The sequence below is a fragment of the Halapricum desulfuricans genome (assembly GCF_017094465.1).
Classification (GTDB): Archaea; Halobacteriota; Halobacteria; order Halobacteriales; family Haloarculaceae; genus Halapricum.
This window is the reverse complement of record NZ_CP064791.1, coordinates 744,022-761,956: the sequence shown is the minus strand read 5'-3', so window position 1 is coordinate 761,956 and position 17,935 is coordinate 744,022. Positions and strand designations below refer to the sequence as shown.

The 17,935-nt window shown below is 66.8% G+C and carries 18 protein-coding genes; 9 read left to right on the top strand and 9 right to left on the bottom strand.

Features of this window, described 5'->3' with window-relative positions:
• Positions 1-88: 88 nt before the first annotated feature.
• A complete protein-coding gene (locus tag HSEST_RS03955; RefSeq protein WP_229122274.1) occupies positions 89-517 on the bottom strand; it encodes a hypothetical protein in 429 nt (142 codons plus the stop codon).
• A 71-nt stretch (positions 518-588) separates the two neighbouring features.
• Between HSEST_RS03955 and HSEST_RS03950 the strand changes: the two genes are divergently transcribed.
• A complete protein-coding gene (locus tag HSEST_RS03950) occupies positions 589-2,133 on the top strand; it encodes a DUF790 family protein (RefSeq protein ID WP_229122273.1) in 1,545 nt (514 codons plus the stop codon).
• Here HSEST_RS03950 and HSEST_RS03945 read toward each other — a convergent pair.
• Together HSEST_RS03945 and HSEST_RS03940 are read right to left on the bottom strand one after the other, a co-directional pair.
• Positions 2,130-3,311: an inorganic phosphate transporter gene (locus HSEST_RS03945; RefSeq protein WP_229122272.1), complete on the bottom strand. Its 1,182-nt coding sequence runs from the start codon at positions 3,309-3,311 to the stop codon at positions 2,130-2,132. The two genes, HSEST_RS03950 and HSEST_RS03945, sit on opposite strands and share 4 nt — an antisense overlap.
• Positions 3,312-3,337: 26 nt before the next feature.
• The gene (locus tag HSEST_RS03940; protein WP_229122271.1) at positions 3,338-4,528 is read right to left on the bottom strand and encodes an MBL fold metallo-hydrolase; all 1,191 of its coding nucleotides are present in this window, start codon (positions 4,526-4,528) and stop codon (positions 3,338-3,340) included.
• A gap of 324 nt (positions 4,529-4,852) precedes the next feature.
• On the opposite strand from HSEST_RS03940, the gene HSEST_RS03935 reads away from it, so the two are divergent.
• Together HSEST_RS03935 and HSEST_RS03930 are read left to right on the top strand one after the other, a co-directional pair.
• On the top strand, positions 4,853-5,002 hold the full coding sequence (locus HSEST_RS03935; RefSeq protein WP_229122270.1) for a DUF7512 family protein: 150 nt from the start codon (positions 4,853-4,855) through the stop codon (positions 5,000-5,002).
• 2 nt (positions 5,003-5,004) lie between these two features.
• Complete coding sequence (locus tag HSEST_RS03930) at positions 5,005-6,033, top strand: sulfite exporter TauE/SafE family protein (RefSeq protein WP_229122269.1); 1,029 nt, start codon at positions 5,005-5,007, stop codon at positions 6,031-6,033.
• Between the two features lie 54 nt (positions 6,034-6,087).
• Here HSEST_RS03930 and HSEST_RS03925 read toward each other — a convergent pair whose 3' ends face one another.
• Positions 6,088-6,795, bottom strand: a complete 708-nt coding sequence (locus HSEST_RS03925) for a helix-turn-helix domain-containing protein (RefSeq protein ID WP_418886540.1) — start codon at positions 6,793-6,795, stop codon at positions 6,088-6,090.
• Between the two features lie 204 nt (positions 6,796-6,999).
• On the opposite strand from HSEST_RS03925, the gene HSEST_RS03920 reads away from it, so the two are divergent.
• The 5 genes from HSEST_RS03920 (at position 7,000) to HSEST_RS03900 (ending at position 11,963) form a co-directional block, all read left to right on the top strand.
• Positions 7,000-9,057 carry a hypothetical protein gene (locus HSEST_RS03920; protein ID WP_229122267.1) on the top strand — a complete coding sequence of 686 codons (2,058 nt, stop codon included), beginning with the start codon at positions 7,000-7,002 and terminating at the stop codon, positions 9,055-9,057.
• A 166-nt stretch (positions 9,058-9,223) separates the two neighbouring features.
• On the top strand, positions 9,224-10,036 hold the full coding sequence (locus HSEST_RS03915; RefSeq protein WP_229122266.1) for a DUF4382 domain-containing protein: 813 nt from the start codon (positions 9,224-9,226) through the stop codon (positions 10,034-10,036).
• 51 nt (positions 10,037-10,087) lie between these two features.
• Positions 10,088-10,747, top strand: coding sequence for a metal-dependent hydrolase (locus tag HSEST_RS03910; RefSeq protein ID WP_229122265.1), 660 nt, complete (start codon positions 10,088-10,090; stop codon positions 10,745-10,747).
• Positions 10,748-10,858: 111 nt separating this feature from the next.
• Positions 10,859-11,575 (top strand): hypothetical protein, encoded by a 717-nt coding sequence (locus HSEST_RS03905; RefSeq protein ID WP_229122264.1) that lies wholly within the window; start codon positions 10,859-10,861, stop codon positions 11,573-11,575.
• A 22-nt stretch (positions 11,576-11,597) separates the two neighbouring features.
• Positions 11,598-11,963 carry a DUF2237 family protein gene (locus HSEST_RS03900; protein WP_229122263.1) on the top strand — a complete coding sequence of 122 codons (366 nt, stop codon included), beginning with the start codon at positions 11,598-11,600 and terminating at the stop codon, positions 11,961-11,963.
• 17 nt (positions 11,964-11,980) lie between these two features.
• Here the strand turns inward: HSEST_RS03900 and HSEST_RS03895 are convergent, their stop codons facing one another.
• From HSEST_RS03895 to purD, 4 genes are read right to left on the bottom strand one after another with little or no spacing between them, the layout of a single operon-like run.
• Positions 11,981-12,184: a hypothetical protein gene (locus HSEST_RS03895; RefSeq protein WP_229122262.1), complete on the bottom strand. Its 204-nt coding sequence runs from the start codon at positions 12,182-12,184 to the stop codon at positions 11,981-11,983.
• A gap of 52 nt (positions 12,185-12,236) precedes the next feature.
• Entirely contained in the window at positions 12,237-13,340 is a 1,104-nt protein-coding gene (locus HSEST_RS03890; RefSeq protein ID WP_229122261.1) for a site-2 protease family protein, read from the bottom strand.
• Positions 13,333-13,881, bottom strand: coding sequence for an acyltransferase (locus tag HSEST_RS03885; protein ID WP_229122260.1), 549 nt, complete (start codon positions 13,879-13,881; stop codon positions 13,333-13,335). Before HSEST_RS03885 ends, HSEST_RS03890 begins: the two co-directional genes overlap by 8 nt.
• Before the next feature lie 38 nt (positions 13,882-13,919).
• On the bottom strand, positions 13,920-15,233 hold the full coding sequence (purD, locus tag HSEST_RS03880; protein WP_229122259.1) for a phosphoribosylamine--glycine ligase: 1,314 nt from the start codon (positions 15,231-15,233) through the stop codon (positions 13,920-13,922).
• A 138-nt stretch (positions 15,234-15,371) separates the two neighbouring features.
• Between purD and HSEST_RS03875 the strand changes: the two genes are divergently transcribed.
• Positions 15,372-17,489: a thioredoxin domain-containing protein gene (locus HSEST_RS03875; protein WP_229122258.1), complete on the top strand. Its 2,118-nt coding sequence runs from the start codon at positions 15,372-15,374 to the stop codon at positions 17,487-17,489.
• Positions 17,490-17,519: 30 nt separating this feature from the next.
• Here the strand turns inward: HSEST_RS03875 and HSEST_RS03870 are convergent, their stop codons facing one another.
• Positions 17,520-17,903 carry a thioredoxin family protein gene (locus HSEST_RS03870; RefSeq protein ID WP_229122257.1) on the bottom strand — a complete coding sequence of 128 codons (384 nt, stop codon included), beginning with the start codon at positions 17,901-17,903 and terminating at the stop codon, positions 17,520-17,522.
• Positions 17,904-17,935: the final 32 nt, after the last annotated feature.

The window sequence follows — 17,935 nt, the reverse complement described above, 5'->3', positions numbered from 1 at the left end:
GCGGATTATTTACCCTCCAAATACATATCACTGTGGGTCGCGATCCGGCCGCATGCGGGGCCGCAGGTATCGTACAGCTGGACGACTGTCACGCGGTTGTCGTCGAAATCGGCTCGGTCCCGACGGACAGTCTGAGACCCGGATCCGCGTCAAATGTCTCGTAGTCGAGCGGGGCGGTCAGCGAGACCGTCCGTTCGCTGAGCGGCTCGACCTCGAAGCGGGTCTGGGAGCTCACAGTCCGACCCTGAGAATCGAGTTCGGCCAGCAGGTACCCCTCGAACCCTGACGGAGCGTCGTTTCGGATCGTCGCGTCGATGCTGACGTTGCCGTCCGACCCGCGACTGACCTGCTGGTCGACGACCTCGGGCGTGCGCGTCGACGTGTCGATACCGTCTGCCGCCGGTGGCGTCTGCTCAGTAACGGTCGTGCGCGGCGGCGGGTCCGGTTCGCGGGACAGACAGCCACCGGTAACGGCTCCGGCGAACGCGGTCAGTACCGCACGTCTGGTCCTCCCCATGATCGATCAGTTACCGGCGACCGCCAAGTGCCTTGGCATCGCTTATGGGCGTGGCTGTCCGAACCTCGACTGTGCTCACGAAGGAGTTGCTCCGCGTCTCCCGGGCCGGTGGTGGCTACCACCCCCAGTTCGTCGGCGGGGATCACCGCGACCTTGCGGCCCGCGTTATCGGCACGTACCAGGGTCACGTCGGCGAGTCGCGCGAGCAACTCGACGGGGCGCTAACCGACCTCGAACGCGACGCACCCGACTTCAAGCTCGTCCGTGGGTTCGCCAAACTCCTGAATCGCGAGGCGACGTTCGAGACGCGGGCACCGCTGCCGCCGGACCGCGCTCGTCGGGCCGCGTTCGAGGCAGCCGAGCGCGTCGGCGTCGTCACCGAGCGCGATCGCGAACGCGCGCTCTCGCGGGCAGCCGATCGCCTCGCGGTCGATCCGGACGACATCGAAGCGTCGCTGTATGCGGATCTCGACGACCGGCAGATACTGACCGAGGTCACGACACGTTACGATCCCGACTCACTGTGTCGCCAGTACGATCTCTCGCTGGCCCAGACCGCGCTGTTCGACGCGACCGAGGTCAGGATCGAAAGCGACGATCCGAAGACCGTGGTCTCGGCAGTCAAGCGCCTTCGGCTCATGTACGAGATCGAGCGGACCGGCGACGGCCGAGAGGTCGTCGTGACCGGCCCGACCGCGCTCTTCCGGCGGACGCGTCGCTACGGCACTCGCTTCGCTCGCCTGCTTCGCAGCGTCGCGAAAACCGCCCAGTGGCGCCTGGTCGCGACGATCGACGACGACGGCACCGACCGTCGGCTCGTCCTCACCGACGGTGACGTGACGGTCCCGGACCACGAGCCCGTCACCGAGGTCACCTTCGACAGCGGCGTCGAAGCCGACTTCGCGGCCAGATTCGAGGCGCTGGATCTCGACTGGGATCTCGTGCGCGAACCCGAGCCGCTCGCCGCGGGCGCGCACGTCGTCATCCCGGATTTCGCCTTCGATTACCGGTACGCCGACTTCCGGGTGTACTTCGAGATCATGGGCTTCTGGACGCCGGAATACGTCACGAAGAAGCTCGACCGCCTGGCGGAGCTGGAGGACGTCGAGCTGCTAGTGGCCGTCGACGACTCACTCGGGGTCGGCGAGATCGAGGACATCGACCAGTTGACCGAAACCGGTGACGCGAGCGCAGAGATCGAGGCGCGCGACCACCGCGCGATCCCCTATACGGGGACAGTCCGGGTGAAAGACGTACGGAACGCACTGCGACGCTACGAGGAGGGGTTGGTTGCCGAAAGCGTGGCCGATCTCCCCGCGAGCCTCGCCCCCGAGGCGGACGTGACGACGCTCGCGGCCGTCGCCGAGACACACGGGGTCAGCGAGGACGCGATCGAGGCCAAATCTTTCCCCGAGCACGAGCGGGTCGGCCGGACGCTCGTCCGTCCCGGCGTACTCGACTCGCTCGCCGGCGAGATCGAGGCGGGGATGGACCTCGGCGACGCGGAGTCCGTCCTCGAGACGCACGGGATCGACGACGCGAGCGCGGTCCTCTCGCGCCTCGGCTATCGCGTCGAGTGGGACGGGCTCAGCGGCGGGACGATCCGAGACCGCTAGAGCACCGAGAGCGTCCCGAAACCGATCGCCAGCGCGAAAAGAAAGGAGCCGGCCCAGGCACCGAGCGTGCGCCCCATCTTCGATCGGCTGACGCCGTCACCGCCGGCGACGGCCGCGCCGCTGCCGATGATCGCCGTCACGATGGCCTGATTGAACGAGATCGGGACGCCCAGCGCGACGGCGGTCTGTGCGAACAGGAACGTCGGCAGGAGTGCCGAAATCGACCGTCGCGGGCCCAGCGAGGCGTAGTCCTGTGCGAGGGACTTGATCATCCGCGGCGCGCCGGTCCAGGAGCCGACGAGCATGCCGACGGCACCGCCGACGAGCACCGCGAACAGCGAGAGGTCGACAGTTTCGAGCAGCGGAACGAGCGGGCCGACCGCCAGCCCGACCTGGCTGCCGCCGGCCGAGAAGGCCACGAGCGACCCCAGCACGAGCAGGTATCGCTGGAGGCCGCGCTGCTGGTCGGCCCCGATCCAGGCGCGAACGACCAGTGCCGACGCGAGCGCGAACACCCCGACGACGGCCACTTCGATTGCGACGACACCGATCGAACCATCGACCGGACCGATGGCTGCCACCGTCGCAGCGATCGATCGGCTCGTCGCGCCCGGCCCCAGCACCGCGAACCCGAGCAGGGACACCGCCGCGCCAGTCAGCCCGGCGAGGACCGGGACGGACCACCGTTCGGGCACGTCCTCCCGGGGGAGCAGACTCGCCAGTCCGTACGCGAGCCCGGCGTTGACCAGCGGCGCGACCGTCCACATCAGGCCGATCTCGGCGTACTTCGACCACGCTGGGAGCCCGCCCAGCGCGAGCCCGGCGCCGACGATCGCACCCGTGACCGTAAAGGCCGTCGCGATGGGATAGCCCGTCGCGATCCCGACGGCCATCAGTCCCGCAGCCGTGACGAGCGCGAGGATGACTGCCTCCGGGGTGAGCACCACCCCTCGGATCAGTCCGGAGCCGACCGCCTCGGTGACGTTCCCGCCTTGCAGGACCGCCCCCAGGAATCCGAGGATCCCGACGACGAACGCGGCCTGCATCGTCGAGATAGCGTTGGCACCGACCGCGGGGGCGAAGGGGGTCGCACCGCTGGAACCCGCGCCGATGACCCACGCCATGAACAGGCTCGCGCCGCCAGCGAGTACAAAGAGTCCGAGTGTAGCGAAATCCATTGAAGAGATAGGAAGGGGAAGGCCGCTCAGTCGCCCGTCATCGAGTCCTGGCTCGCGGCGCAGTTGTTCGGGCCGAGTTCCAGCGTGAACGCCTCGTCCTCGTCAGTCTCGCGCTGACCGAGATTCGTGGCGATGATGTCCTCGTAGTTGGCGGGGCGGGGCGGCATGTCCTCGAGGACAGTCTCGACGAACGCTTGCTCGTCGTAGGTGAGTGCGTCCATCTCCTCGCGGAGGTCGCCCAGCGGCGCGGTGTAGGTACCGTCCGCGGCGGGTTCGGCCGCGTCGCTCGTGTGTCCGCCGCCGACGATCACGTCGTCGGGCAACTCGAGAATCCGATCCTGAAGCGTCTCGTAGAGTTGACGGGCCGCCTCGGGTGCGCCGTCGTCGCCCTCTTCGAGATCGGGTCGGGCGACGCTCTCGACGAACAGGCCATCGCCGGTCGCCAGGAAGCTCTCGCCGACGAGATACGATGTCATCCCGGTGGTGTGACCGGGCGTGTACAGCGTCTCGACGGTCACCTCGCCGACTGCGAAGGTGTCGCCGTCAGCGGCCATCTGGAGTTCGTCGGCGTAGGTGACGCCGCGGTCGACCGCTTCCTCGGGGAGGACGCCGGTGACACCTTCCTCGTCGAGCGCTCGCACGCCGCTGACGTGATCGGCGTGGATGTGCGTGTCGAGCGCGTACGTCAACTCGACACCGCGCTCGGCGGCGTCGTCGAGATAGCGGTCGGTAAACGCCTGGAGCGGGTCGATGACGGCGGCTTCGCCGTCGTCGTAGACCATGTAGCCGAGACAGCCGCTGGAGGGGCGCTGGTACTGCACCAGCGTTCCAGGCCCGTCGTAGCCTTCGACCTCGACCGACTCGTAGATGCTCGCCCAGCCGTTCATCCCGTCTTCGAGGTGGGCGACGTCCCGGCCTTCCTCGGCGAGCGTCCCGGCGACGTACTCGCTGGCACCGCCTTTCGCACACAGTACGACCAGCGGATCGCCGACCGGCACGTCCTCGAGCAGTGCCTCGTCGACGCCGTCGAGGAACTCGAAGTACGGCACGTTCTCGATCTCGACGGACTCGCCCTCGATGTGCCACTCCTCGAAGTCCCCGCTCGCGCGGGTGTCGAGGATCGTGACTGCCTCGCCGTCTTCGATGCGACGGCGGAGTTCGTCGGGCGCAATCGCGTCGACCGGTTCCTCCGGTGTCGGGAAATCGTCCGGGTCCATTGTACTCGTCGTCGAGTATCGGCGGGATGAATAAAAGAGTTTTGTATAGAAGACACAATTCTAATTGACGGTCAAAATGCGCTTCCGACCGATGGAGTTTACCAGCCAATCCCGCCAACATAAAAATAGCCCAATAAATTGGGGCAGTGGCTCTTTTGTCTCGTCTCTGCACCGCTATGATAGCGATAACTTATGCGAACCCATGCGTAGGGTAACCGGATATAGTATTGTATGATCATCCCAAAACCATTAAGAGTGGTCGACGGATATGGCTACGCGAACAACGAGCCATGTGCTACACACGACGGCCAGAGGTGAGAAGCGATGTTCGGTATTGAAACGCTCGACGGTCCCGCGGGCGCGGCCGCGCTCATCGGGATCGTCCTGCTCGAAGCGATCGTGCTATACGTCGGCTACGGGGCGCTCGAACAGCTCTTTGGGCCACGCATCGCGCGCTTGCTCCGGGGTGAATGAGTATGGAGCTGTTCGGCATCGCCGTGAGTCTGCTCGGGATGTTCGTCGGCTTCGGCGTACTGATCGGGCTGCTGTTCGGCTTTTTCGGTATGGGCGGGTCCTTCCTCGTCACGCCCGCGTTGCTGGTGATGGGCTATCCGACCGACGTGGCGGTCGCGTCGGGACTGGCGTTCGTCTTCGGCACGTCGGTGATCGCGACGCTGAAACACCGTGATCTGGGTCAGGTCGACTACAAGCTCGGCGTGCTCATGATCGCGGGAACGACGGCCGGCATCGAGGTCGGCCGGATCGGTTTGCACTTCATGCAGGATCTGGGCGTCGCGAACACGTTCGTCAGCGTCACCTACGTCGCGCTGCTGGGCGGGATCGGTGCGTTCATCACCCGAAACGCACTCACGGACGGCGACGGCGGGCTCAGCCACGACGCCGAAGCCGAGGAGCCGTCAGAAGAAGAGCTACCCGAGATCGCACAGACGATCCAGTCCTACGAGATCCCCCCGATGATGTCGCTACGCGGGGGCGTGACTGTCTCGCTGTGGATGATCCTGCTGGTCGCGTTCGCCACGGGATTGCTCTCGGGACTGCTCGGGGTCGGCGGCGGGTTCATCCGCATGCCCGCACTGTTCTACCTGGTCGGCGTGCCCGTGCCCGTCGCGGTCGGTACCGACCTGTTCGAGATCGTCTTCTCGGGCGGGATCGGCAGCTTCCTCTACGCGATGGACGGTGCGGTCGATCTGACCATCGTCGCCCCGCTGCTCGCCGGGAGCGCGTTCGGCGCACGCCTGGGCGCGGCCGCGACCAGCATCGTCGAAGAAGAGGAGATCAAGGTCTACTTCGGCGTCATGTTGCTGCTCGGGGCCATCGCGGTCGCCGTCCGGGAGATCGGCGGCGTGGTCGAGATGCCGATCCTGGACACAGTGAGTCTGATCATCATCGTCGGAGCCGCGACGCTCGTCAGTGGAGCCGTCGTGGTCAGTTCGGTCCGGGAACTCCGTAGCGAGGGGCAAGCGACGCCCCAGCCGGCCGACTGATCGCGATCACTATCCGTCTTTTTCAGCCACTCTGACCGGGCGCTTTTGCCGGAATCAGGGCAGTTCCCGGTGTCGCTGCAGCGTCGTCTCCAGGTCAGCGTCCAGTACTGCCAGCGAGAACCCGTCGACCCGCGCCAGGTCGGCCGCGTGTTCCCAGACGTCCTCGCGATCGAGACCCTGCAGGACGACCACGTTCGGCGTCGGGTTGACGACGCGCATCGCAACCAGCGGGGACTCCCCGCGAGTGACACCGGAGAACACCAGCGCCCGGTTGGCGCTCTGTCCGTACAGCCGGTAAAACTCCTCGCTGGAGAGGCGCGTGATCGCCGCGATGCTGTCGATGATCGTGTGGCCCGCGATCGTGTCCTCGCGGCCGCGGACCAGTTCCGTCGCGCCGATCGCGTCGTAGTAGCGGTCGATATCGATCGTCGCCGGATACTCCTTGAGTTCGTGAACGACCTCGCGGTCGAACCCGGCGCTGAGCACGCGAGCGTGCTGGCGGATCCGGCTCCCGCCGCGGCGCTCGTCGACTGCGAGCAGCCCTTCCACGAGCCGGCGGATGATGCCGCTCCCGGGATTCGTGCGGCGCCCACTTTCGTAATCGGAGATCACCGACGAGGAGATGTCAAGCTCGGCGGCCAGTTCCGTCTGGCTGACCTCGAAGTCGGTCCGCCACTTCCGAACGGTCGCCCCCGTGTCCTCGCTGAGCGTGATCTCGCCGGCGATCCGCTCGGCCAACCGATGGCGCGCGTCCGCGTCCACGTCCATATCAGGAGTTCGATCTACCGCTGGATAAGCGTTGTCGAACCGAGATTCGTCGCTCGTCGAAACACGGGACTACGCGAACCGGCCACAAGGGATATACCCGGCAAAACCGTGTAATATTGGACAATGCGACAGTCGAGGTACTCGGGAGTCGCTCCCGCCGAGACGAAGATGCACCCGGAAGCGCGCGGGGGATGAACCGTGCCGAGAGACGCGATTCCGACGCTCGATCGCCGGACAGTACTGGGTGGTGTTGCCAGCGCTGGAGTCGCTTCGATCGCCGGCTGTTCGCTGCTGGAGTCGGGTGACGACGGGCCGTCGAGGGAGATCGGCGACGAGCGGGCGCGCTCGCTCGCCGAGGAGTTCGCACCGACGATCTACTTCGACCGAAACGAGGAGTGGTTCCCGACGGATCCGCGGTCCTACGAGAGCGATCGAGACGGGGAGACAGTCGTCAGCGGGTTCGACGCCTTCGAGGGGTACGTACACACCGACGGCGAGCCGCCGGACCCGGCGGTGTTCTACCACGCAATCGAGTACGAAGACTCCCCGTTGGCGGTCGTCCAGTACTGGCTGTATTCGGCGTTCGATCAGTTCACCACGAACTTCCACTGGCACGACTGGGAGCTCTTACAGGTGTTCGTCGATACCGACACCGGCGAGCCCCAGCTGTACGTCGCCAGTTCCCACTCGCGGTCGGTCCCGAACAACGAGTTCCTCGACCCGGAGCGGCGGCCGCGGATCCTCTCGGAGCTGGGGTCCCATTCGAGCGGGCTCTCGATCAACGAGGACGAACAGCACTTCCAGCGGTTCCCGCTGGGGGCAGACATCGCGGACGTCACCAACAGCGTCATCGAGGGGCTCGAAGACGTCGCGACGGTCCCGTTCGCGTATGGACTCCCACGGGACGAGGGGCTCGCGCTGCCGTACGTGGTGCCGGAACTCGACGGCGCACCCGTCTACGAACACGATCGGCTCCCCAGCGTCGAGGCGTCGGACCTCGTGAGCGGCGCGCTGACAGTCCGGTCGTTCGACGATCTGCAGTCCCCGCCGGGTGACCTGCCACACCGCGAGACCGGATTGCGTTTCGAGCACCAGGGTCGAGAATCCGATGACGCCGACGTGGCGTACGACCTCCGTCCGAGCGCGGACCTCGAACACATCGAAGCGTTCACCGGCCCGCAGTTGAGCTTCGAGTTCGCGATCCCGGACTTCGCCGAGGACGCGATCGCGGACCACATCACGACGACCGGTGTCCCCTGGAACGGGCAACGGTACGACGATCCCGCGAGCGATATCAGCGAATCGAGACATCGGCAGGCACTCTCCGACCGGTACGACGCTATCGGAGCCCCGTCGGAGGTCGATCAGGTGATCGCGAGAGTGACGAACGCCGTCTCCGCCGAGGAGGCGCCCGACGGTGAGGGGCTCGCGACGATCGATCCGTCGCTGGAAGCGTTCGCGCTCTTCGAGAGTGACCCCGAGGCCGTCCCGACCTTCCGGGGGATCGTCGCACTCCAGGACGTCCCGAGCGGCGAGCACACCCTGACGATCAACGGGGCCGGCGTCGCGCCGCACAGCGAGTCCGTCACGGTCCCGGGCGGCGGCGAAACGACGATAGCCGGCGCGGACGGCGAGATCCCGCTGGTCGCACGGGAGAACGCGACGAAACTCGAGGTTGATGCCGACGGGACCGACGCCGATCTCACGGCGCTCGCCGTCGAGGACGACTTCGCCGGACGGATCTACGACGCGCCGCTGTCCGGTCCCGACGCCGTCTACGTGCACCGCGGCGGTGCCTTCACGACGGAAGTCCGCGACGCCGACGACGAGGTCGGAGCGTTCCGCGTCAATCCCGACCGGGAGGCACGCATCCGGATCGACAGGCCCGACACCGGAACGAGACCGCTGGCCCGGTACGTCGCCGACGTGGCCGAAGAGACGCGAGCCCAGGTGAGTGCCCTGGACGACGGCGGGGGCGAACCAGGGGGCGGCTCCGAGAACGCCGTCACGGGGCTGGCGACGGCGCTGGGTGCCGTCGCCGAGGCCGCCGACAGGGCGGCCGAACACGCCGCTGCGGGCGACCGCTCCGCCGCGAAGTCCCGCCTCGACACCGTCACGACCCGCCTGGAGCTCGTCCGCACGCGCCTGTCCGAAGCCAGAGACGACCTGCCACCGGCGGTGACCCGCGCGGTCGACAGGCGACTCGAGCAGACGAGCCAGCGATCCGAACAGGCTCGCCAGGCCGAGAAGCTCTGACACCGCCGGCTGTTTCCGGGTCGGTGAAGAGTGTAATTTCGCACCGATCCCAGACGGTTGCGTGAAGGGAAAACGCACGTAGAACGTTTAATCCGTCCAAATTGGGCCAAAATGGGAGACAGCGAGTTGCCGGTTTATGCGTCCACGGGGGATACGGACAGTCGTCATGCGAGACACGACAGACGAGACATCGACGTATCGACGTGAGTATCTCAAGGCGACAGGCGCAGTCGGACTGGCCGGTGCGATCGGACTGGCAGGCTGTTCGGAGAGCGCGAGTGCCGCGACTGGGACGCTCGCGACGGCTGTCAAGGACGCGCCCGGCGACATCGAGGACTTCGAGTCCTGTGTCGTCACCGTCGAGGGGATCTGGCTCAAACCCGGCGAGGACGGCGAGTCGGCCGACCAGGAAACCGACACGGAGACCACCGATGGGAACACGACCGACGCCGACGAGACGGTCACCGAACAGACCGAGGAAGACGTCGACGAGAGCGGCGGCCGGGAGTATCACGAGTTCGAGCAGCCACAGGAGGCCGACCTCGTCCAACTCCAGGACGGCAACTCGGATCTGATCGACGAGCGGGAGGTGTCCGTCGGCACCTATCAGTTCCTCCAGCTCGACGTCTCGGAGGTCACGGCCACGCTGGTCGACGGGGGCGACGCGGAGATCGACACGCCCGGAAACGCGCCCCTGCAGTTCAAACACGCGTTCGACGTGCGCGAGGACCAGCGAACGGTCTTCACCGCCGACTTCACGCCCGTCAAGCGCGGCCGGACGAACCGATACCTGCTCCAGCCCGTCGCGAAGGGGACCAGCGTCACCTACGAGAGCGCGGAAACGACCGACGATACCACGACACAGAACGCGACCGACGATACCACGACACAGAACGCGACCGACGATACCACGACACAGAACGCGACCGACGATACCACGACACAGAACGCGACCGACGATACCAACGAAAGCGCGTGAGGGGGGTAGCCGGACAGAACAGATTTAGGCCGGAGCGACGCTAGCTGGCGTATGGTCTCCACGCTCGTCCACGTGGCCCTCGCCGGCCTCGTTGCGGCCGCGCTGCTCGGTGATCGGTTCGGATTGCGGTCGCTCGGGGTCGTTCTCGGGGCAGTGATTCTCATCGACTTCGACACGTTCCTCGGGCTGTATATCGAGGGCGCCCACCGGGCCGCGTTCCACACGGTACTGGTGCCCGCGCTGCTCGCGGTCGCGATCGCAGCCGACACCCGCTATCGCGAGCGGTCGCTGCTCAGAGCGCAGTTCGGAGACGGTGGCCCCCGAGTCGCCCGGGTCGCGACTGTCGCCGTGCTCTTTGCCGGCATCGGCCCGGACCTGTTCACGAACGGCGTCAATCTCCTGTACCCGGTACACGACCAGTTCTATCAGTTCACCGGCGAGATGCAGCTGTCGACGAGCGACGGGTTCGTCCAGACGTTCGTGGATCTCACCCCGGCCGAAACCGGAGGTGACAGTGGCCGGGTCGCGGTCGGGTCGACGGACAACATAGGCGATCGGTACTACACCGGGGTCGACCCGCAGCCGTCGGAATCGGGCGTGGACTCCGGGACGACCGAGCGGACGTTCCCGCTCGTCGCCTCCGGTGAGCAGTTGTTGCTCGTGCTCACGAGCGCGTTCGTCGTCGGATCGCGACTGGTCGAAGATCGGTAGGGCCGCTCACATCGTCCAGCGACGAGCGAATAGGCGTTTGGTCAGTGTGTGAGGTAGTCCTGTGGTCGAGAGGGGCGACACATTCAACTGGCGCTCGTCCCGAGGACGACTGTGACCCGAGCAGCCGTCCGCGCGGGGTTCGATCGGTTCGTCAACGACGCCGTCGAGGCCACCGCCGAGCACTTCGACGTGGCGCGAGCCCTCAGACGGGGCATCGACGGGCCCGGAGGATCAGTCGTCGATCATCTGTTGAACGATTCGGATGCCGTCCGCAAGCGCGTCGTCGAGCCGGAGCTCGCCACCTATCGGCGGCGCGTGGTCGCGCAGTTCGACGCGATCCTCGATTTCGCCGAGAGCGACGCCGACATCGACGCCCACCGGGAATCGATCCTCGAACGCGACCCGTTCGCGAGGGGAATCCGTTCGGACGTCCCAGCGGAGCGCCGGGAGGCGATCGTCGAGGGACTGCTCGAACGCCACCGCAGGCTGGGCGAGGCTGCCGTCCCGCTGATCGAAGCACCCGAGGACGACTTCTGGGACGCGGTCCGATCGACGCTCGACCGGGAGACTGCCGAGCGACTCGTCGAGGAGCGGTTCGTCATCACCGGGCCGGTCCGCGAGCACACCGACGCGATCGAGATGTCCACGACGATCGATCCCGGCGACGTGCTTGGCGGTCTCGGCGGGTTGCTCGGCCGCGGTATCCCGACGCTGACCGTCGAGTACACTGACGAGGCTATCCGGGCGATGGGGGAGGCCGAGCAGGTGGTCATCGCCGAGGCCAAGCGGGAGATCGGCCGCCGGTTCGACACGTCCGAAGGACCTTGACGATCCGGTTCTTACAGCGGCCGTGCAACAGAACGTGCTCGGCACGGCACTGGAACCCTGCAGCACCGACCCTACGACCGGTTACCTGCGCGATGGAAACTGTACGGCGACCCAACGCGATCCCGGCCGCCACGAGGTCTGTGCGGTCGTCACCGAGGAGTTCCTGCAGTACAGCAAGCGTCAGGGCAACGATCTCATCACGCCGCGCCCGGGGCTCGATTTTCCCGGTCTGGATCCCGGAGACCACTGGTGTCTCTGTCTCCCGCGGTGGGAGGAGGCCCGCGAGGCCGGCGTCGCACCGCCGATCGTCCTAGAAGCAACCAACGAGGCCGTTCTGGATACGGTCGACATCAAGACGTTGCGCGAGTACGAACACGGCTCGGAGTGATCAGCCGGCGGCCCGACCTAGGACGCCTCGCGCATCACGTGCATCGACATCGGGACACTTGCAGCGACGAGCCCGTACACACCGCCCATCAGCGGATCGAGGCCGACCGACGGGGCGAGGAGATATCCCGCAGCGAACCCCAGCGGGTCCAACACGAGCGCCAGAATCAGTATCTGCTGGCCGAACGGCTTCGATCGGAACCATCGCGTCAGCGAGGACATCGATCGAAGGTCGGCCGGCGGTTACTTAAGCGTTGGAAAAGCGGTAGTGACCTCAGCCGGTGAAGACGATCGGCGCCGGCGTGAAACAGAGCACACCCAGCAGGAGCGTCAAAAGCGCGATCGCCTTGCGGGTCGGGCCGACGCCTGATTCGTCGATCGGTCGTGCGCCGCCGACCCGGCTCAACACCAGCGCGAGCACGCCCCACAGCGCCCACAGCCCCACCGCGCGAACGTCCCCGAACAGCAGTTGCCAGCCGGCCACGCCGAACAGGGCGACGGGCACCGCGAGTTGCACCTGATCGAGGCGATCACCGATCAGTGCCCGGACGGCGTGGGCCCCGTCGAGTTGCCCGACCGGCAGGAGGTTCAGGAACGTCACGAACGCGCCGACCCAGCCACCCAGGACGACCGGGTTGACCATCAGCGACGGATCCTCGTAGCCCAGCGGCTCCCCCAGTGCGGCCGCAATCACCTGGATCAAGGGCGGATACCCGAGCTCGACCTGTCGGATCAACGCGTCCGAGCTCACCTCGATCGGCGGCAGCGTGACGCCGACGGCAGTGACGACGACCGTCGCAACCAGTCCGGCGAGCGGGCCCGCGACGCCGATGTCGAACAGCGCCTTCCGACTCGGCAGGTGGTCTTTCATCCGAATGACGGCCCCGAGCGTGCCGAGGACGTTCGGCAGCGGGATGAAATACGGCAGCGTCGCCTGCACTTCGTGGTGGCGACTCAGCGCGTAGTGACCGAACTCGTGGACGCCCAGCACGCCCAGCACGGCCACGGCGAACGGCCACGCCTCGAGTATCGAAAGCGGGTTTTCGGCGATCGGCAGGTCATACCAGCGCGCGCCCGCGAGCAGCGTCGTCGCCAGCGTCGCAACGAAGAGGACGACGTTGAGCCACGGGATCCCGTCGATACCCATCGTGCGCTGCTCGGCGACGAGGACGTGTTCCCCGGTTTCGTACCGCAGTGAGACGCGATACCCCTGCTCCCGAAACAGGGGCGCGACCCGATCGACGACCTGATCTCTCGGCGTCAACGGCTCGCCGTAATACCGCACTGCGCCGTCGCTGCGGTCGACCTCGTAGACGTAGAAGGTGTTCGCGAGCGCCTCCGGTCGAGGGTAGCCATCCACGGAGAGGCGATCAGACATTACCCCCGTTACGGGCTGGATTTCCATTAACCTGTTCGCCCTCGGAGACGACCTCGGCGGGGACGCCGGCCACAGTTGCGCCGGCCGGCACGTCGGAATCAACCAGGGAGTTGGCCGCGATCTGGGCGTCCTCGCCGATATGCACGCCCGGCAAGACGACTGCTCCGGCCCCGATCATCGCACGCTCGCCAACGACGACTTCGCCGGTGCGGACCTCGTCTTGTAAGTACTCGTGACAGAGCACGGTCGCGTCGTAGCCGATGATCGCGTCCTCGTCCACTGTGAGCAACTCCGGCCAGAACACGTCCGGTGTGGCCGTCAGCGCCCAGGCGACCCCGCGGCCGATATCCGCACCGAGCCGCCGGAGCAGCCAGTTTTTGAGCCGGAGGCTCGGGGAGTAGCGAACGATCCAGACGACCAGGAAGTTGAACACGATCCGTAGCGGGTGGCGCGTCTCCGGCCAGTGCAGCAGGGAGTTTCGCGGACCGGGCGTCGCCCGACTGGAAAGGCGATCATGACGTGACGGGTCGTCCTCGGACACGCTCGTCGGTTGGACTCCCACCGACAAGAAGCCGCCGACTACTCGCGCAACTCCGCCATGTGGTCGATCCGCTTCTGGACCAGATCCGGCTTGCCGATGTCATGGCGGACGCGCAGCCCCTCCTCGCCGGCCTCGTTCAGCACGGCCTCGGCGATCTCCTCGGCGTCGGTGATCGTCTCCGCGAGCCCGACCACCGCGAACGCGCGGGACGTGGTGGTGTAGATACCGTCCTCACGGTCGTCGACGCTGGCGTAGTACAGCAGCGCCTCGCCGTCGTACTCGCCGGCGATCTCGCGAGCGCTCTCCTCGTCGACGGTGACTTTCGCGCCGGCTTCCGGCTCGGTCGGATAGCCCGCCGGAACGGCGTACTTGCAGACGGTCGCGCTCGGGGCGAAGGATAGCTGTGGCAGCGTCTCGCCGTCCCGTGCGCCAGTCAGCACCTCCAGGAAGTCCGTGTTGAGCACCGGCAGGGTGTTCATCGCCTCGGGATCGCCAAAGCGGGCGTTGAACTCGACGACCTTCGGCCCGTCGGCGGTCAGCATGAACTGGCCGTAGAGAACACCTTTGTACCCGTCCAGCGCGTCGACCGTGGCTTCGATGATGTCGACCGCGTCCATGTAGTCGTCGCGGTCCATGAACGGCAACTCCAGCGTGGCGTCGCTGTAGCTTCCCATCCCGCCGGTGTTCGGCCCCTCGTCGCCCTCGTAGGCGCGCTTGTGGTCCTGAACGGCGGGCGTGACACGGACCTCGCCGTTGGCGACCAGCGCCTGGACGGTGAACTCCTCGCCGACCAGCCGCTCTTCGAGGACGACGCGGTCGTACTCGGAGTCACGGAGGTACGCCTTGCCCTCCTCGGCGGTGACCTGATCGCCGATGACACGAACGCCTTTGCCGCCGGTTAGCCCGGCGGGCTTGATCGCCAGGTCACCGTCGTAGGAGTCGATGAACGCACAGGCGGCCTCCATGTCCTCGAAAGTCTCGAAGTCCGGGCAGCCCGGGATGTCGTGTTCTCGCATAAAGCGCCGCTGGAAGGCCTTGTCCGTCTCGATGCGCGCCTCGTCTTCCCGCGGGCCGAACGCGTAGACCCCGGCGTCGTCGAGCGCGTCGGCGACACCCGCCTGCAGGGGCGCTTCAGGTCCGATGACGGCCAGATCAGCCTCGACCGACCGGGCGTAGGTCGTCACGGCCTTCGGATGGGTGGTATCGAGGGTCTCGAAGTCCTCAGCGATCCGCGCGATGCCCGGGTTCCGGTTCCCGGCGCAGGCGTACAGTTCGCAGTCGGCGTCGGCGAGCGCGCGAGCGACCGCGTGTTCGCGACCCCCACCGCCGACCAGCAGCACGGTCTCTGTCATACGCGATAGCCCGCGGCACGACCGGTAAAAGGTTGCTGTTCGTAGCTATCGGGCGACCGAGACAGTACGGTCGAACCACTCGCGACGCCCATTGCCGGTTGCGCCGGCATTTACCCCGACCGTCACGAACCGCGCGTAATGACCGACGACCCGCTCGCTCGCAATCGCCTCGCCGACGAGGAAAGCCCGTACCTCCAGCAACACGCGGACAACCCCGTCCACTGGCAACCCTGGGACGAGACCGCCCTCGAGGCCGCCCGGAAACGGGACCGACCGATCTTCCTGTCGATCGGCTACTCCTCGTGTCACTGGTGTCACGTGATGGCCGAGGAAAGCTTCGAAGACGAGGCCGTCGCCGAGGTGCTCAACAAGCAGTTCGTGCCGATCAAGGTCGACCGCGAGGAGCGCCCCGACGTCGACAGCGTGTACCAGACGCTCGCACATGTCGTCAGCGGTCGGGGCGGCTGGCCGCTGTCGGTGTGGCTCACGCCCGACCAGCGGCCGTTTCACGTCGGCACCTACTTCCCGCGGGAACCACGGCGCGGAATGCCCGGTTTTCTTGAACTGCTCGGGAAGGTCCGGGCCTCGTATACCGACGAGCGCGAGGAGATCGAAGCGCGCGCCGACGAGTGGACCGCAGCAATTGAAGACGAAATGGCGACGCCGTCGGGCTCGCGCGAACTGGACGATGGGATGCTGACGGCGGCGGCCGAGACGGCGGTCACCCGGGCCGACCGCGAACACGGCGGATTCGGGTCGAGCGGCCCGAAGTTCCCACAGACCGGTCGGATACGCCTCCTGTTGCGCGCCCACGAGCGGACCGGGCGGGCGGAGTTTCGCGAGGTGGCCGTCGAGGCGCTGGACGCGATGGTCGCGGGCGGAATCTACGACCACGTCGGCGGCGGCTTCCACCGATACGCGACTGACCGCGAGTGGGTCGTCCCCCACTTCGAGAAGATGCTCTACGACAACGCCGAGATCCCGCGGGCGCTGCTTTCGGGCTATCAACTCACCGGCGAGCAGCGGTACGCGACGGTCGCTCGCGAGACCTTCGAGTTCCTGCGCCGGGAACTCCGCCACCCCGATGGCGGCTTCTACAGCACGCTCGACGCCCGCAGTCCGCCGGCGGACGACCCCGAATCCGGCGACGAGGAGGGCGCGTTCTACACCTGGACGCCCGCCGACGTGCGTGAGGCCGTCGCGGACTCGACCGACGCCGAACTGTTCCGCGACCGCTACGGCGTCACGGCGGCGGGCAACTTCGAGGGCGAGACAGTGTTGACCCACAGCGCGTCGATCTCGGATCTGGCAGAGAACCACGGACTGGATCGTGACGAGGTCGAACGGCGACTCGAAACCGCCCGTGAGCAGGTCTTCGACACCCGTGAGCGGCGGCCCCGGCCCAGCCGCGACGAGAAGGTCCTCGCAGGCTGGAACGGCCTGGTGATCTCGGCGCTCGCGGCGGGCGGACTCGTCCTCGATCGGACGTACGCGGAGACGGCCAGCAATGGGCTGTCGTTCTGTCGCGAGCACCTCTGGGACGGCAACGACGGCGGCCTGCACCGCCGGTACAAGGACGGCGACGTCCGGATCGACGGCTATCTAGAGGATTACGCCTTCCTCGCGCGAGGGGCGTTCGACACCTACCAGACAACCGGAAATCCCGAGCACCTTTCGTTCGCGCTCGGTCTCGGCGACGCGCTGGTCGAGCAATTCTGGGACGCCGGCGCGGGGACGCTGTACTTCACGCCCGCCGACGGCGAGCGCCTGATCGCGCGTCCACAGGAGCTGTCCGACCAGTCGACCCCTTCGAGCGTCGGCGTGGCCGTCGAGACCCTGCTGGCGCTCGATCACTTCCGGAACGACGAGCGGTTTGCCGAGGTCGCTTCGAGCGTGCTCGAAACCAACGCCGAAGCCATCGAGCGCGACCCGCTCCGTCACGCGTCGCTCACGCTCGCCGCCGACCGCTATCGGAACGGCTCGACGGAACTCACTGTCGCCGCGGAGGCCCTACCGGACGCCTGGCGCGAGGCGCTGGCCACGACGTATCTGCCGGCGCGGATCCTCACTCGCCGGCCGCCGACCGGGGACGGGCTGGACGCGTGGCTCGATCGACTCGGGATGACCGAGGCCCCGCCGATCTGGGCCGGCCGGAGCGCTCAGTCTGGCGAGCCTACAATCTACGCCTGCCGGGACTTCGCGTGCTCGCCGCCGAAAAACGACGTCGACGACGCGATCGAGTGGCTGTCAGGATAGACGCAGGCGGCTCCTTGAGAGGCTCTCGAATCACTCCCCGAAGTGCTCGCGAATCCGTTCGGCCAGATACACTGGTATCGAGACCGGTTCCTCTTCGACGAAGCGAGCGATCTCCTGGTCTTCGTGCTGAACAACCACAGTCGGAATGTACTCGATGCCGTACGCCTCGACTTTCGGGCCCGCTTTCGAGCCGTCTTCCAGCTTCTCGACGGGGATCTCCTCGATCCGATCGTCGTCGACGCCGGCCGCCTCCAGGGCCGCGCCGAACGTCGGCAGCTGGGCGCGACAGTCCCCACACCAGTCGCCGCCCCAGACGATGTAGGTCAGCTCGTCGTGTTCGGCCAGCGTGTCGATCGTGTCGGTGTGTGCGTCCTCGTTGAAAACGGGGTCCGACTCCATCGTTTCGAGACTCATAGCTGACGGTTCGAGTCCGACAAATAAAACGG